The sequence below is a fragment of the Bifidobacterium thermacidophilum subsp. thermacidophilum DSM 15837 genome (genome assembly GCF_000426425.1).
Classification (GTDB): domain Bacteria; phylum Actinomycetota; class Actinomycetes; order Actinomycetales; family Bifidobacteriaceae; genus Bifidobacterium; species Bifidobacterium thermacidophilum.
In genome coordinates this window covers 95,633-110,752 of sequence record NZ_AUFI01000012.1, presented here as the reverse complement: position 1 = coordinate 110,752, position 15,120 = coordinate 95,633, and the positions used below count along the sequence as shown (strand labels likewise).

At 60.3% G+C, this 15,120-nt stretch carries 11 protein-coding genes, 1 tRNA gene and 1 pseudogene; 5 read left to right on the top strand and 8 right to left on the bottom strand.

Going from position 1 to position 15,120, the window contains the following annotated elements:
* Together K315_RS10965 and K315_RS10480 are read left to right on the top strand one after the other, a co-directional pair.
* Positions 1–189, top strand: a pseudogene (locus tag K315_RS10965) (hypothetical protein); the annotation flags it as partial.
* Positions 190–584: 395 nt separating this feature from the next.
* Positions 585–1,763, top strand: a complete 1,179-nt coding sequence (locus K315_RS10480) for an IS1249 family transposase (protein ID WP_152571452.1) — start codon at positions 585–587, stop codon at positions 1,761–1,763.
* 131 nt (positions 1,764–1,894) lie between these two features.
* Here K315_RS10480 and K315_RS0108200 read toward each other — a convergent pair.
* A tRNA-Lys gene (locus tag K315_RS0108200) sits at positions 1,895–1,968 on the bottom strand.
* Positions 1,969–2,331: 363 nt separating this feature from the next.
* Here K315_RS0108200 and K315_RS0108195 point away from each other — a divergent pair.
* Both K315_RS0108195 and glf read left to right on the top strand, forming a co-directional pair.
* Positions 2,332–3,063 carry an MIP/aquaporin family protein gene (locus K315_RS0108195; protein WP_029577013.1) on the top strand — a complete coding sequence of 244 codons (732 nt, stop codon included), beginning with the start codon at positions 2,332–2,334 and terminating at the stop codon, positions 3,061–3,063.
* A gap of 239 nt (positions 3,064–3,302) precedes the next feature.
* Positions 3,303–4,460, top strand: a complete 1,158-nt coding sequence (gene glf, locus K315_RS0108190) for a UDP-galactopyranose mutase (protein ID WP_029577012.1) — start codon at positions 3,303–3,305, stop codon at positions 4,458–4,460.
* A 464-nt stretch (positions 4,461–4,924) separates the two neighbouring features.
* On the opposite strand, the gene K315_RS0108185 is transcribed toward glf, so the two are convergent.
* The gene (locus K315_RS0108185) at positions 4,925–6,070 is read right to left on the bottom strand and encodes an inositol-3-phosphate synthase (protein WP_026503347.1); all 1,146 of its coding nucleotides are present in this window, start codon (positions 6,068–6,070) and stop codon (positions 4,925–4,927) included.
* A 396-nt stretch (positions 6,071–6,466) separates the two neighbouring features.
* On the opposite strand from K315_RS0108185, the gene K315_RS0108180 reads away from it, so the two are divergent.
* Entirely contained in the window at positions 6,467–8,875 is a 2,409-nt protein-coding gene (locus tag K315_RS0108180) for a transglycosylase domain-containing protein (protein WP_029577011.1), read from the top strand.
* A 124-nt stretch (positions 8,876–8,999) separates the two neighbouring features.
* Here the strand turns inward: K315_RS0108180 and K315_RS0108175 are convergent, their stop codons facing one another.
* The 6 genes from K315_RS0108175 to K315_RS0108150 all read right to left on the bottom strand — a co-directional run bounded on the left by K315_RS0108175 (position 9,000) and on the right by K315_RS0108150 (position 15,109).
* The gene (locus K315_RS0108175; protein ID WP_029577010.1) at positions 9,000–10,064 is read right to left on the bottom strand and encodes a glycoside hydrolase family 43 protein; all 1,065 of its coding nucleotides are present in this window, start codon (positions 10,062–10,064) and stop codon (positions 9,000–9,002) included.
* Positions 10,065–10,196: 132 nt separating this feature from the next.
* Positions 10,197–10,670, bottom strand: coding sequence for a hypothetical protein (locus K315_RS0108170; protein WP_029577009.1), 474 nt, complete (start codon positions 10,668–10,670; stop codon positions 10,197–10,199).
* A 116-nt stretch (positions 10,671–10,786) separates the two neighbouring features.
* Positions 10,787–11,683, bottom strand: a complete 897-nt coding sequence (locus K315_RS0108165; RefSeq protein WP_029577008.1) for a carbohydrate ABC transporter permease — start codon at positions 11,681–11,683, stop codon at positions 10,787–10,789.
* A gap of 2 nt (positions 11,684–11,685) precedes the next feature.
* Positions 11,686–12,600, bottom strand: a complete 915-nt coding sequence (locus K315_RS0108160; RefSeq protein ID WP_238556373.1) for a carbohydrate ABC transporter permease — start codon at positions 12,598–12,600, stop codon at positions 11,686–11,688.
* Complete coding sequence (locus K315_RS0108155) at positions 12,600–13,871, bottom strand: ABC transporter substrate-binding protein (protein ID WP_029577006.1); 1,272 nt, start codon at positions 13,869–13,871, stop codon at positions 12,600–12,602. The genes K315_RS0108160 and K315_RS0108155 overlap by 1 nt, the downstream gene beginning before the upstream one ends.
* Positions 13,872–14,089: 218 nt before the next feature.
* Complete coding sequence (locus tag K315_RS0108150) at positions 14,090–15,109, bottom strand: glycoside hydrolase family 43 protein (protein WP_029577005.1); 1,020 nt, start codon at positions 15,107–15,109, stop codon at positions 14,090–14,092.
* Positions 15,110–15,120: the final 11 nt, after the last annotated feature.

Here is a 15,120-nt window from a genome sequence, read left to right as displayed (position 1 = left end):
CTGTTCGCATTCCTCGATCCCGCACTCGCATCCGCCGGCCCCGTTCCGTGCACCACCAACCGCCTCGAGGGCGGAATCAACGCGCCGATCAAACGCATGCTCGTCAATCACCGCGGCCTTCCCGGACGACACCGCGTCCTCGCGTGCGAATGGGCATGCTACATGAAGAGCGCCAAGCCGGACCCCTACCGCTTCGCCATACCGGATGACACGACACCACCCGCCCACGCCGAAACAGACGAAACCCCCGGCGGAGACGCCCCGGAACCCGGCACCTCAATCGAATGGACAGACCTGCACATGCCCGTCTTCAACACCTGAACGAGAAGTCTAAAGCAATAACTTTGGTTCCTATATGCCAAACTTCCGCGTCTTCGCAAGCCAGTGCAAGAAAGTTGGGATCCGTGACAAAATCCTGGCCACAATCTGCAAGCATCATCAGGGTTAAATGACAAAATGTGTGTTTTATTCTGCCACTTATCCTTACTGCCGTAAGGCGTGTCGCGGGGTGATTTTGTGTCCGGGGCATTATCGGCGTCCCGACTTGACTTTTCCGGAAAACGTGTTCCTGCTGTGCTTGACGGATGGGCAGAAGAAAATCATCCAAGGCGAGACTATGCACGATATGCGGCAAGCCGATGCGCAAGAACGGGACGACATCGTCGGGCAGGCAGCGGTGGCGGTGCCTGCGATGCCGCGCGAGCAGCACGGGCGACGGCGGCAACGCGCGGGGAAAAGCCGAATTCCAAGCGTTCCTTGCCTGGGCTACCGGCCGGACGACGCTCGCCCAGGCCGCCACGATGCTCGGGGTGTCGCCGCGCACGTTCATCCGCCGCATCCAATGGTGCTGGCATGTCAGGCCCGAGATACCGCGACCGGCATCGCCCTGCCACGCCGTCGAGGCAGACGGCACGTACGTGCCGTACGGGTGGTGCCTGCTCGTCGCGATCGACGCCGCGGACGGGACGCCCGCCGCGTTCCAATGGTGCGACACGGAAAGCCGCGCGGCATACACCCGGCTGTTCTCCGGGCTGCCCGCCCCGCGCATGCTCGTCACCGACGGGGGCGCCGGATGCGCCGCGGCCGCCGCCGACACGTGGAAAGACACGAGGATCCAACGGTGCCTCGTGCACGTGCTGCGCAACACCCGCACGGACCTCACCTGCAGGCCACGTACCGACGCGGGCAAGGACCTGCTCAGGCTCGCGCGGAAACTCGTGAAGGTCCGCGACGCCGACGCCGCCGCGGCCTGGCTCAGCCTGCCCGACGACTGGCATACCCGCTACGCGGACGTCATCGGCCAACGCACCACCGCACGCGACGACCCCGGCAACCCCAAAGCCCGGGCCGGATGCACATGGTGGTGGACCCACGCCCGGTTGAGACGCGCTTACTACCGGTTCATCCGCCTGCAACGCGACGGTACGCTGTTCGCGTTCTGCGAGCCCGCCGCCGCGGGCGTCGTCCCGTCCACCACCAACCGTCTCGAGGGCGGCGTCAACGCCGATATCAAACGCGTCCTCGACGCCCACCGCGGTCTGACGGAGGAACACATGAAACGCGTATGCGAATGGGTCCTGTACATGAAGACGCACGACCCCGACCCCGGGACGTTCATCACCACGACACCCGGCGAAACCGGCAAGCCGCCCACCGCGAGCACCGGCCTGCCCGCCGGCAGCATTCAAGAGGCCACACCCGGCGTCGACGCCTACGAGTCAGGATTCGGCATCAGGAAAGGCTGGGCAGGCAGAACCCGATGACACCACCACGACACGCCGGAATAAAACACACATTTTGTCATTTAACCCTGGCATCAGCCTACCATGCGCGCCAGCATCACATAGATTGGGAGCGAGAAACAAAAAACCGCAGCTTTGGCTGCGGTTGAAAGTGCCCCCTCGGGGATTCGAACCCCGGACACGCTGATTAAGAGTCAGCTGCTCTAACCAACTGAGCTAAAGGGGCAAGTTGGTTAATCGATTTCTCGAACCAAGTGATTACTATACTCGTCTCTGTTCCGAACGCAACTCATGCGCCGCTCCGGCGTGTCGTTTTCTGACCGGTCTGCGAAAAATCTCGCATCAGGCAGCCAAGACCATGGTTCCCGCTACACTGGCACTCGCGCCGACGTCCGGCGCATCCATCCGCGAACCCCGCCACGGGCCAATCATGCCCGAAGCCGGCAGCGCGATGACCACCAGCTCCACGCGTTGAGGGCCGTGCGGCCAATGGAGGCACAGGCGCCTTGGCACGCGAATCCATTCGTTTCGTCGCGCAAGCGCAAAAACCAGAGAACACAAGACACAAAAACGAGAGAGAAGCAGAGCAGTGACTTACTCACTTTTCGTCAAACTGGCCGCCGAATTCGTCGGCACCGCCATCCTTATGGTGTTCGGCAACGGCTCCGTCGCCAATGTCGAACTCAAGAACACCAAGGGCCATCATGCCGGCTGGCTGAACATCGCCATGGGCTACGGCTTCGGCGTCATGTTCCCGGTACTCATGTTCGGCGCTGTCTCCGGCGCCCACATCAACCCGGCCATGACCCTCGCCCAGGCCGTCAACGGCATGTTCCCATGGAACGAGGTGCTGCCGTACATCATCGCCCAGCTGCTGGGTGCGATCGTCGGCCAGCTCATCGTCTACGTCACCTACTACCCGCACTACCGCGACACCGAGGACGCTGACGCGATCCTCGGCACCTTCTGCACCACCGACGCCGAGAACGACCGCGTGAACTACTTCCTCAACGAGTTCTTCGGCACCTTCATGCTGGTGATTGGCGCGCTGTGCTGCCTGTCCATGCCGTGGGGCCAGAAGGATCCGGCGGCAGCGTCCATCGTGGTCGGTTTCATCGTGTGGGGTCTGGTCACCTCGATGGGCGGCCCGACCGGCCCCGGCCTCAACCCTGCCCGCGATCTGATGCCGCGCCTGCTGCATCAGCTGCTGCCGATTCCGCACAAGGGCGGCTCCCGTTGGGGTGAAGCCTGGATTCCGGTGGTTGCGCCGATTCTGGGCGCGATTCTGGGCGCGTTCCTGTTCAAGACGATTTTCGCCTGATTCGACTGCCTAGCGCACAGCCCGGCGGCACGGCATCTCAATCCGTTCCGCCGCCGGGCTTTCCTGTATTCGGTATACGATCCGGATTCGGTGAAAACCTCGAAAACCGTTCCGCGAGAATCCGGCGATAGGCATACATGGGACTAGACTGAATCCCAATGGTTCCCGCGCGGGGACGGGAAGCCGCAGATGGCGTCATCTGGGCGCTGGCAGCGGTTCCGAAGAACAGAAAGGTAAATATGGACGCGGATCTGGTAATCGTCGGCGCAGGCTTGTTCGGCCTGACCGTGGCGCAGCAGGCGGTCGAGAAGCACGGCGCGAAAGTGGAAATCATCGACGTGCGCGACCATATCGGCGGAAACGCCTACTCATACATGGACAAGGAGACGGGCGCCGAAATCCACAAATACGGCGCCCACCTGTTCCACACCTCCAACCCGCACGTCTGGGAATACGTGAACCGTTTCACCGAGTTCACCAACTACGTCCACCGCGTGTACACCACGCATAACGGCGAGGTGTTCCCGCTGCCGATCAACCTCGGCACCATCAACCAGTTCTTCCACGCGCACTACACGCCGGCCGAAGCCAAGGCGCTGATCGCCGAGCAGGCGGGCGAACTCGCCGGCACCGACCCGGCCAACCTCAACGACAAGGGCATCTCGCTCATCGGCCGCCCGCTGTATGAGGCGTTCATCAAGAACTACACGGCCAAGCAGTGGCAGACCGATCCGAGCGAGCTGCCGGCAGGCATCATCAAGCGTCTGCCCGTGCGTTTCAACTATGACAACCGCTACTTCCACGACACTTGGGAGGGCCTGCCCAAGGACGGTTACACGGCGTGGATGGAGCGCATGATTGACGATCCGCGTATCCACGTGACCCTGAACACCGATTTCTTCGACGAATCCCAGCCGCTGAACAAGAAGGCGCTCGTCGGCAAAGTGCCGGTCGTCTACACCGGCCCGGTCGACCGGTACTTCGATTACGAGCTCGGCGATCTCAAGTGGCGTACCGTCGACTTCAAGGAAGTCCGCTACGATGAGGGCGACCATTTCGGCTGCCCGGTCATGAACTTCGCGGATTCCGACGTGCCGTACACCCGCGCCATCGAGTTCAAGAACTTCAACCCCGAACGCAAGGATTCCCAGAACCCCGACAAGACGGTGGTTTGGGAGGAGTACAGCCGCTTCGCCACCCGCGAGGATGAGCCGTACTACCCGGTCAACACCGCGGAAGACAAGGCGCTGTACGAGCAGTATGCTGCCAAGGCCGCGCAGGAGCCGAAGGTCGTGTTCGGCGGCCGTCTGGGTACGTACAAGTACTACGACATGCACAACGTGATCGACACCGCGCTCACCGCATACGAGGAACAGGTGGCACCGCTGCTCGGCTGAGACCGAGGCGATGGCGATCGCATCGGATCGCACTGGAACGCCGAAACGCCGGCATGGGATTGCTGATTCCATGCCGGCGTTCGCGTATCATGCCATGCGTCCTCAGCGGACACGTATCGCGTCCCGATGTGACAGGCTGGGCGCATCACAGGTCGATAGGCGGGCGATATGGCCCATACCACACCATCAAACCAACCCAACCGCCCCGCGGTGCGACATGGCAGTCGCACCGCGGGCAGATACCTTGATGGTTGCCCCTTTCGCACCCGCAACCCCCCAGCCATGCAACCAGACAATCACACCACAGCCAGATACCGCCCCGGCCAACCACCACCGCAATGAAAAACCGTCTGCCTGCGCCGAAAAATCTCTCAGCGTCGGCAGACGGTTATCAATAACGGGTAATCACGGCATCTGGCGGCAAATATCAACAATCATCTGTCGCCAGACACGCAACGCCCCAATCAGGCGTGCCACACGTCCTTGCCAGCGGCCTTCGCAGCCGCGACATCGGCGTCAAGCTGGGCCTCATTGGCCTCGGATTCGCCGGTGATGAACTTCTCGACGAGGGCCTTCGCCTCGCTGTCCTCATGCTGAACGGCCGGGGACTTCATGAAATACGCGGAAGCGGACAGCACCGGGCCGGCCAGATGGCGGTCGAGCGCAATCTTGGCGGCGCGCAGCGCGTCGATGACCACACCAGCGGAGTTCGGGGAATCCCACACCTCGAGCTTGTACTCGAGATTCAGCGGAACATCGCCGAAGGTGGTGCCCTCAAGGCGCACGAACGCGAACTTGCGGTCCTCAAGCCACGCGACATAGTCGGACGGGCCGATGTGCACGTTGTGCGGATCCATCTCGTGAGGAACGATGGAGGTGACTGCGCGGGTCTTGGAAATCTTCTTGGATTCCAGACGCTTGCGCTCAAGCATGTTCATGAAGTCCATGTCGCCGCCGACATTGAGCTGGTACGTGCGGTCGAGGCGCACGCCACGGTCCTCGAACAGGCGGGCGAGCACACGGTGCGTAATGGTCGCGCCAACCTGGCTCTTGATATCGTCGCCGACGATCGGCAGACCGGCCTTGCGGAACTTGTCAGCCCACTCCGGGTCGGAGGCGATGAACACCGGCAGGCAGTTCACGAACGCGCAGCCGGCATCGATGGCGGCCTGGGCGTAAGCCTTGTCAGCCTGCTCGGAACCGACCGGCAGGTAGCTGATGAGGATGTCGGCCTTGGTGTCGCGCAGCACCTGGGCAACGTCCACGGGCTCGGCGTCGGATTCGGTGATGACCTGACGGTAGTACTCACCGAGGCCGTCACCGGTCGGGCCGCGCTGCACGGTGACACCGGAGACCGGCATGTCCTTGCAGAACTGGTACGTGTTGTTCATGCTGGCGAAGATTGCCTCGTTGAGGTCTTTGCCGACCTTGGCAGCATCAACGTCGAACGCCGCGACAAACTCGATGTCCTTGATGCGATAGCCACCGAACACATTGTGCATGATGCCGGGGATCTTCTCATCGTCCTTGGCATCCTTGTAATATTCGACGCCTTGAACGAGAGACGAGGCGCAGTTGCCCACGCCAGCGATTGCCACGCGAATGCTCATTTGGACTCCTCTTAACTAAGCGTTGCGTTATTCCAAACTTCAAGCATACCGTTTCGTTTGGAGAATCACACACGAAATCAGGAAGAAACATCGCCAATCGGGGTGGACATGCTCCACCTGCCCACCTTGTACAGACAAATCTGTGCTCATTGATGGTTTTTAGAAGGCCTAGGCGGCATGGACGCGGGCGCGGGTAGCGGCGGCTTGCACACAGCTTTGGTTCCGTCCCGGTTCATCCGTCCGCGCCCCGGCCTGAACCAATAATCGTCGGCAAGACACCAACGCAAGCGATACGCGCTCTTCCCCAACCGGCAAACATCGCCGGCGAGTCTCAAGTTTGTAAGAATTCCGGTCACAAGGAGCGGTTTTTCAGGTGCTCCGGCTACGGTTGCAACCATGGCTTCACAGAAACGTAGTGCTTCATCACGCCCACGCAGCGCGCGCAGCGCATCATCCACGCGCAGCGCCGGGAGCGACGCATACGATTCCAGCAGCTCACAACGGGCGTCAACCTCGGCATCATACAGCTCAAGCGGCACACGCGCCTCCCAACACGGCTCCCATCGCGCACACGGCTCGCACAGCCAGCGCAACAGCCGTTCCTCATCATCGCGCCGAGTCGCGGCAACACGCCACAGCGGGCCGGGAACCCACCGCGCCGAGGGCAAAGGCCCGAAAACACGCGTCAAAGGCCGTCATCTGATACTCAAATGGACGCTTGGCTTGATTCTCACATTCATCGCGGTCGCCGTGGGCGCGTTCGCGTACCTGTATGTGACCACGGAGATCCCGCAGCCAGAAAAAGTCGCCATGGCCGCGAAAACCACCGTCTACTATTCCGACGGCACCACGCCGATCGGCAGCTACGCCGCTCAGAACCGCGAAATCATCGACTGCTCGACGCTGCCGAAATACGTTGGGCAAGCCATCGTCGCCTCGGAGAACCGCACCTTCTATCAAGACAAAGGCATTGATTTGCACGGTATCACCCGAGCTCTGATCACCAATCTGCGCACCGGGTCGCGGCAGGGCGGGTCGACCATCACCCAACAGTACGCGGAACGGTATTATCTGGGCGAAACGACCACATACAAAGGCAAGTTGCGCGAGGCGATCCTCGCCATCAAAATCGCACAGACCCAGTCCAAGGACACCGTGCTGTGCAACTATATGAACACGATTTACCTCGGACGCGGCGCGTACGGCATCCAGGCCGCAGCGAAAGCGTACTTCAACAAGGACGCGAAAGATCTGACCGTGTCTGAAGCCGCGATGCTCGCCGGCATCATCCCCGCGCCGAGCACTTGGGACCCGGCGATCAGCCCCAAACAAGCGACTTCGCGATTCAACCGCGTGATCCGCATCATGAAGGAGGACGGATACATCACCTCGGCGCAGGCCGCGGAGGCCGCTATGCCGCAAACCGTCGCCCAAACCACGGAAAACACCTATCAAGGGTTCAAAGGCTACCTACTGACCATGGTCGAACAGGAGCTGGTCAATTCCAGGGCATTCACCAAGGATGAGCTGGAAACCGGCGGATACAAGATTGTGACAACTTTCGATCAAACTTTGCAGAACGAGATGCAATCCGTAGGAAACAACCGGGCGTCCGGCATGCCCGATGGGATGCAGATCGGCGCACTGGCGGCGGACCCGCGCGACGGCAGCATCAAATCGATTTACGGCGGCGCCGATTATCTGACCCACCAACTCAATAACGCCACGCAGGCCACCTATGAGCCGGGCTCGACGATGAAACCCTTCGCTCTGCTCGGAGCCGCACAGGCCGGCGTCAGTCTCGACACAATGTTCAACGGCAACTCGCCGCAAACCTTCAAAGGTCTGGTCAGTTCGGTGGCCAACTCCGGCAACGTCAGCTACGGATATGTGAACCTGTACAAGGCGACCGCCTACTCCATCAACACGGCGTTCATGAACCTCAATGAGAAACTCACACCGCAGAAAACCGCGGAAATCGCGCATTCCGCGGGTATCACGAGCGATATCGACGAAACATCGCCGTACAACGTGCTCGGCATCAACTCGGTGACCGTCAAGGAACTCACGCAAGCCCACGCGACCATCGCCACCGGCGGGGTCAAGCACACATTGCATTGCGTGTCCAAAGTCCTCAGCTCCGACAACAAGGAGCTGTACTCCACGAAAACCGGCGACGAGCGCGTATTCGAAGAGAACGACTGCGCCCTGGTTATCAAAGCGATGGAAGGCACCGTACAGTACGGCACCGGCAAGGAGGCACGGTCCATCGGACACACCATCGCCGGCAAGACCGGTACCGCAAACGATGCGTACGCGGCCTCCTTCGTCGGGTACACGCCGCAATTGATCAGCACCTGGGCCATGTGGTATCCGGACGCGAACGGAAATCCGCAGGAAATCCCCGATTTCAACGGGTACACGCATTCGGAGTATCCGGTGCATCTGTTCACCGAATTCATGAAGCAGGCGCTTGCCGACACTCCGAACGAAACGTTCCCCGACGCCACCGATAACGGCAAGGTCGGCGGACCGGACGGTACGTGGGGCACCGGCGCGCAGAAGACCTGGACTAGAAAGCAGCAGACCACCGTGACTCCGCGCACCGAGGAGAACACCCAACAGACCACGCCGAATCAGACCGAGGAAACGCAGAATACCGGTCAGGGCGGTGGCGACGGCGGTAATAGTGGCGATAATCCCGCTAACGGCGACGGTAACGACACCAACGGTGGCAATGGCGGAGGAACCAGTGGCGATAATCCCGGTAATAACGTCGCCAATGGCGATACATCGCAGCAATAGCAGTCGCTGACTGCGATTGCCGTCGCGGTCAGCGAACACGCAAAGGGGGCTTCCCGGTTATTCCGGGAAGCCCCCTTGGTTTTGCCGCGTGCACACGCGGGCGCACGGTCGTCAGCGTCGTTCGTCAGAACACATGCACATACCGGGCGAGACGGTCGTATTCGGCGCGCGTCAGCGAGGCGACGCCACCGTGCTTCGTATGCGCGGTGAGGAAGTAATCGTCCGCCTGCAACGGCATCCAGCCCTGATCGAGATCGCGGCTGACCATCGGACGGTATCCGATCGACGGAATCACGTCCACGAACAAGTACCATTCGTCGTCCGGTCCACCGTTGTTGTGGTGGTTGGCGAACACCGCAGGACCTTCCACGCCGCCGGGGTTGCCGTCCGGCACGTAGCCTGCGCCAATCCGGTCCTGCACCTTGGTCCAGACCGTCCCCGGCTCCCACCAGCGCTTCGCGTCGGTGCGGTCCATCCAGATGCCGGTGCCATGCGCATTGTCTTTGGTGATGCGGTACGTGCGTACACTGCCGTCCGGCAACGGACGTTGGATCATCGTGGTGTCGATGGCGTCACCGTGGTTGTCGATGAACACGCCACCATATTCGAATGTGTCCTGCGTGAAATCGGTGGTGGCGCCCCACAGCACGGTGCAGTAGACGTTCTTGTCGTCGTGAGCCTTGTCCGCATCATTGAACACGGTGCTGGACCAGTACATGACGAATGCGCCGCGACCACCGTGATGGCCTTGCGGATAGTAGTCCGGCACCCAGAGGCATTCGCATGCCCAAGCCATACCAAGCTCCAGATGGGAGCCGTCCGGCTTGCGGGACACGTCGAGCATGCGCGGCTCACTCCAATGGAGCAGATCGTCGGATTCCCAGATGATGAGATTCGTGCTGGCGTGGTGGCTCCACTCGTACCAACCGCCGCCGTCGCCTCCGAACACACGCAGATCGGTGGCGATGATATACCACGTGCCGGTGTCGGGATTGCGGATGATATGCGGATCGCGCACGCCTGTGGTACCGAGCGGCGAAGCCAGCACAGGCTTTCCATCGTTGAGCGGCACCCAACAGTGCGGATTGTCACCGTCGGATATATCCATGTAAATCTTCTCGGCGTAGCCGTCCGGATCCTCGATGAAGTGGACGAGCAGGTAACCGTAGTCGTCGGTTGTGTCGGTCATGGTCCCACCTTGTGGTTGTGAATGAATGAATTGGATAAGTGAATTGCGTGTTCGATAACGTACCGCGTCAACATGCGCGGATACGAAGAAAGCCGCCGCCACGAGAGCGACAGCTTTCTTCGGGAAGGAGGATTAGCCCTGATGCGTGCGGGCCCATGTGCGGATCGCATCCTGCTGCGCCGCGATGGCCTTGTTGCGGGCCAGATAGATGACCAAGGTGATGGAATACAGTGCAAGGCCGATGAGGTCCATCGTGCCCAGGGAGAAGACCACCACGATTGCCAGCCAGATGATCACCCACCGGCTGGTGGTGCCGGGAGCGAGACACCGCATGGACATGATGAAGCTGACGATGCCGATAATCAGCACCAGCAGCGCGTAGATGCCCACCACCGTCGAGGCGTTGTCCACCGCGGAATAGTCCGTTTTCAGCAAACCGTTATGTTCCAGCAGATCGTAGGCTTGGCCTTTGAACCAGCTGGTGAACATGAACAGTGTGATGGACGCCATGATCACGTTGTAGGCGGCGGCGATGGTCATCAGCACTCGTTCCGCCTTGCGAGCCAATGGTGCCGGCGGCTGCATGGTGTTGCCTTGCGGATTCATATCGGTCCTTTCCGTGGTGTGGCCTCATCCGATGTGCGATGCGCAGCTCGGGAAAGATAAAATCACAGGCCCGTCCGTTTGGGGACGGACCTGTGCATTATCTCACTCGGCCGGTATCAGCCCTTGAGGCCGGAGGTGATGTTCAGGGACTGCAGGAAGTACTTCTGCGCGAGCAGGAACAGCAGCAGGGTCGGGATGATGGCCATGCAGGTGGCCGCCATCAGGGAGCCCATCTGGTTGTACTGGCCCATCTGGTTGCTCAGCAGCTGCAGACCAGCGGTGACCGGCATCTTGTTGATGTCGTTGAACACCAAGGTCGGCCACAGGAAGTCGTTCCAAGCGCCGGTGAAGCTGAACAGGAAGATGACGATCAGAATCGGGCGGATGGCCGGCAGCATGATGCGGGTGAAGATCTGGAAATCAGTGGCGCCGTCGATTTCGGCCGCCTCGTCCAGTTCCTTCGGGATGCCCTTCATGAAGTTGCGCACCAGGAAGATGTTCGCCACGTTGCCCAGGCCAGGGATGATGCAGGCCCAGTAGGTGTTGACCCAGCCGAGGGAGGCGATGATGCGGTACTGCGGGATCATGTTGACCACGGCAGGGAACATCGAGATGAGCAGCAGGACGAAGAACAGCGTATCGCGGTACTTGAAGTTCAGACGGGAATAGCCGAAGCCTGCGAGCGCGACGATGCACACGGACAGCACTGCGAACACGGTCGAGATAATCAGCGAGTTGCCCAGCCAGTTCAGGACCGGGTAGCTGGCGGATGCCTCGATCAGCGTCATGTAGTTGTCAAGCACCCACTTCGCGGGCAGGAAGTTGAACGCGTTGGAGGTGAATTCGGCCACCGACTTGAACGAAGTCGTCACGGTGTAGATCACCGGAAGCAGCCAGACGACTGCCAGCACGACGAGCACCACATAGACGGCGATCAGCGACGGGGAGACCTTTTTGGTTTTGTTTTCAGGAATTGCCGCGCTTGCGACATTGACTGTGGTTGCAGCGGACATCTTCAGTCCTCCTTATTCATGAAGATCAGCTGGATCGCGGCGATGGCCATCAGGATGATGCCCAGTAGCAATGCCATTGCGGAAGCCATGCCGGCGGCCGCAGGGCCGGCGGGGAACGCGAGGTTCCTGATATCCATCAGCAGCACCTGGGTCTGGTAGTTCGGTCCGCCGTTGGTCAGCATGACCGGCTGGCCCCACACGTTGAAGGCGCCCGTGGTGGTCATGATGGTGGTGTAGAACAACGGCAGCTTGATTTCCGGCAGGGTGATGGAGAAGAAGATCCTGACCGGACCGGCTCCGTCGACCTTCGCGGCTTCGTAGAGGCTCTCGTCCACGCCGGAGAGCGCGGAACGGTAGATGACGAGGTTGCCGCCGATACCGGCCCACAGCACGAGTACGAAGATGGTGATCCATGCGTACGGGTTCTTGCCGAGCCAGTTGATGTCGGTGTGGAAGGTGGTGTTCAGCAAACCGAACTGGGAGTTGAAGACCATACGCCAGACCAGTGCACCGGCGGCGATGGAGATCAGACCTGGGATGTAGAAGATCGCCTGGAACAGACCAGCGCCCTTGAGTCCCTTCTTGCTGAGCGCCACGGCGAGCAGCAGCGGCACGATGATGGTCAGCGGCACGCTGACCATCACGAAGAGCAGAGTGTGGCCGAGATCACGCCAGAAGATCGAGTAGAAATAGGTGCTGGGGTCGAAGATCTTCGCGAAGTTCTGCAGGCCGACGAACTTCGGCGCACCGACCATGTTCCAGCGGGTGAACGCCAGTCCAATGCCGAAGATAATCGGGATGATGCCGAAGACGGCGAAGATGATGAAGTGCGGAGCGATGTACGGCAGCGCGTGCCAGATGGAGTTCTTGCGCTTCATGGATGATTTTGCGGATCCGATCGTAGATGTCTTGCTCATCACGATTCCTCCTGAATCTCGATTTGGCCCTGGGCCATGAGGTCGAGGGTCTTCAGACCTTCTTCAAGACCAACATTGCCGTAGACGATGTCGTTGTATGTGCCCCAACCAGCGGTCGCATAGCCTCCGTAGAGGTAGTTGGAGGTCTTGATGTAGTCGCGTTCCTTCTTGCTGTTGGTGAAGGACGCCTGGATCAGCTTCTGGTACTTCGGGTTGTTCAGATCGCGGTATGCCGGCGAGATGGAACCGACCTCAGACCAATCCATCCAGTGCTCGTACACGTACTTGACGAAGTCGGCGGCGGCTGCGGATTTCGCCGCGGAGCGGTGCGGATCCTTCAACTGCATCCAGTTGCACTGGTAGAAGAAGTTCACCGGATTGTCGGCGCTGTACTGCAGGGTGTTGGCTTCCGCGATCTTGTCGGCGCCCAAGGTGTTGGACATATTGCCCTGCGCCCACGTGCCAAGCTGCGCGAACACGGCCTTGCCGGAACCGAACGCCTGCTCGCCGTCGACGTCCATCGGAGCGATCACACCGGCGTCGTACGCTTCCTTGAGCTTCTCCATGGGCTTGCGCCACACGTCCTTGGTCAGGTCGTCCATATCGTTCTCAAGCGTGCCGCCCGCGCCGTACAGCAGGGACATGAAGGCCCACGGCAGATTGCCGTAAGTCAGCGCATAGGTGCCCTTGGGTAGCTTGCCCTTGAGGTCCTTGATCTCGTCGATGGTGACGAACCCGTCGTCGAGGATGTACTGCAGGTTGTACTTCTTGACCAGGTCCTTGTTGTAGTAGATGGCCATCTGGTACAGATACAGCGGAATGCCGTAGGCCTTGCCATTGACGGTGACGCCCTTCCAAGTGGCGGGCAGGAAGCTGCTCTCCTTGAGGTCCGGGGCGACCTTCTGCCAATCGTCCATGGTGTCGAGCAGACCTTGGGACTGCAGAACGGCGGTCTGGAACTGGTCGCCGATGATGATGTCGGGGATGTTCTTGCCGGTCTGCATCACGGAATAGATCTTCGTGGTCAGATCGCCGCCGTTCATCGGCTGGAAAACGACCTTGTAATCGCTCTGGGCGTTGTATTCCTTGACGATGCGCTGCATTGCAGGACCGTCATCGCCCACCAGATTGTTCCAGAAGTAAATGGTCTTGCTTTCACCCGAAGAGGCACCACAGCCTCCGGCGGCAAGCACAAGTCCAAGTGACGCACACACGGCTACGGCAGCCTTGGCAAAGCGCCGCAACCCGGTAAGATGCCTGGATGTAGACATTGTTTCCTTCCTTTTCCTCAACGGACCATCGCTGGACTGCTCCTCGTTGCAATCCGAATGGGAAGAATCCTTTTCGATTGAGCCTCCCTGCTCATTTGCAACGTTGTAATTTTGATTATACAGCTATTTTCATCGTTGTACAAACGGTAACACGCCGACGACAACAGCCAGCTTTATGGATGGGGTTATAGACGGGGTAACCCCTCCGGCCACGCCCCTCAGTGGCCTACGGCCGGAGTTCCCGCAAGCGGGCCACCATCAGCGGGCAACACGTCCGTGGTAGTGGGGGTCCACAGATTATCAGGTTCCGGCACGCCGAAATCCGGACCGTCGGCGGTCCACTTGACCACACCGACGCGCGCGTGGCGGTTCGGGTCGAACAGCGGATCGCCCTTGATTTCCGTGTAGTTGCGGCAGTGGTAGATCATCAGGTCCTCGGTGCCGTCCTCGGACTTGGTGAACGAATTGTGGCCCGGGCCATACTGGCCGTTCTCGGCGCAGGTCTTGAACACCGGCACCGGGCTCTTGGCCCAGGAGGCCTTGTCCAGCAGATCGCTGCCGCGCTCGGCGGTCAACAACCCCACGGCGTACGGAACTCCGGTGCCGGAGGCGGAATACGTGATGTAGATCTTGTTCTCATGGAACAGGAAGGCCGGTCCTTCGTTGACCAGGAAGTCGATGCATTCCCAGTCGTACTCCGGCTTGGTCAGCATGACGGGCTCGCTGCCCAGCGTCCACGGATTGGCCATCTTGGCGATATACAGATTGGAGTTGCCTTCGATGGCGGGATCCTTCTGCGCCCATACCAAGTACTGCACGCCATCGATCACCTCGGTGGTGGCGTCAAGTGCGAAGGAGTCGATCGGGGTGATGATCTGGCCCTTCTCCACCCAGTTGTCGGAAGTTGGATCGTCGTCGGTGTTCTCCAGCACGAACATGCGGTGCGTCGGCAGGCCGGATGCTTCGAAATCCGTTGCGGCGCCTGCGAAGTAGATATACCACGCGCCATTGATGCGGTGTAGTTCGGGGGCCCAGATGTAGATGCTTGCCGGGCCGGATTCGTGCTTGCGCCACACCACCGTCTCCGGAGCCTTCTGCAGATCGTTGATGCTCGACGCGTGCCGGATGGCGATGCAGTTGTATTCCGGATCGGAGGCGGTGAAATAATACTCGCCGTCAACCTTGAGCACCCAGGGGTCTGCGCGCTGAAGCACGATCGGATTGTTGTAAACAACCATGTTTAGTCCTT

Excerpts from the sequence above, each read along its gene's own strand:
- K315_RS0108185 (WP_026503347.1), bottom strand. The coding sequence starts at position 6,070 with ATGAGCATTCGCGTGGCAATCGCTGGCGTGGGCAACTGCGCCTCGTCT.
- K315_RS0108150 (WP_029577005.1), bottom strand. The coding sequence starts at position 15,109 with ATGGTTGTTTACAACAATCCGATCGTGCTTCAGCGCGCAGACCCCTGG.
- K315_RS0108170 (WP_029577009.1), bottom strand. The coding sequence starts at position 10,670 with ATGAATCCGCAAGGCAACACCATGCAGCCGCCGGCACCATTGGCTCGC.
- K315_RS0108165 (WP_029577008.1), bottom strand. The coding sequence starts at position 11,683 with ATGTCCGCTGCAACCACAGTCAATGTCGCAAGCGCGGCAATTCCTGAA.
- K315_RS0108180 (WP_029577011.1), top strand. The coding sequence starts at position 6,467 with ATGGCTTCACAGAAACGTAGTGCTTCATCACGCCCACGCAGCGCGCGC.
- K315_RS0108160 (WP_238556373.1), bottom strand. The coding sequence starts at position 12,600 with ATGAGCAAGACATCTACGATCGGATCCGCAAAATCATCCATGAAGCGC.
- K315_RS0108155 (WP_029577006.1), bottom strand. The coding sequence starts at position 13,871 with ATGTCTACATCCAGGCATCTTACCGGGTTGCGGCGCTTTGCCAAGGCT.
- K315_RS0108175 (WP_029577010.1), bottom strand. The coding sequence starts at position 10,064 with ATGACCGACACAACCGACGACTACGGTTACCTGCTCGTCCACTTCATC.
- glf (WP_029577012.1), top strand. The coding sequence starts at position 3,303 with ATGGACGCGGATCTGGTAATCGTCGGCGCAGGCTTGTTCGGCCTGACC.
- K315_RS10480 (WP_152571452.1), top strand. The coding sequence starts at position 585 with ATGGGCAGAAGAAAATCATCCAAGGCGAGACTATGCACGATATGCGGC.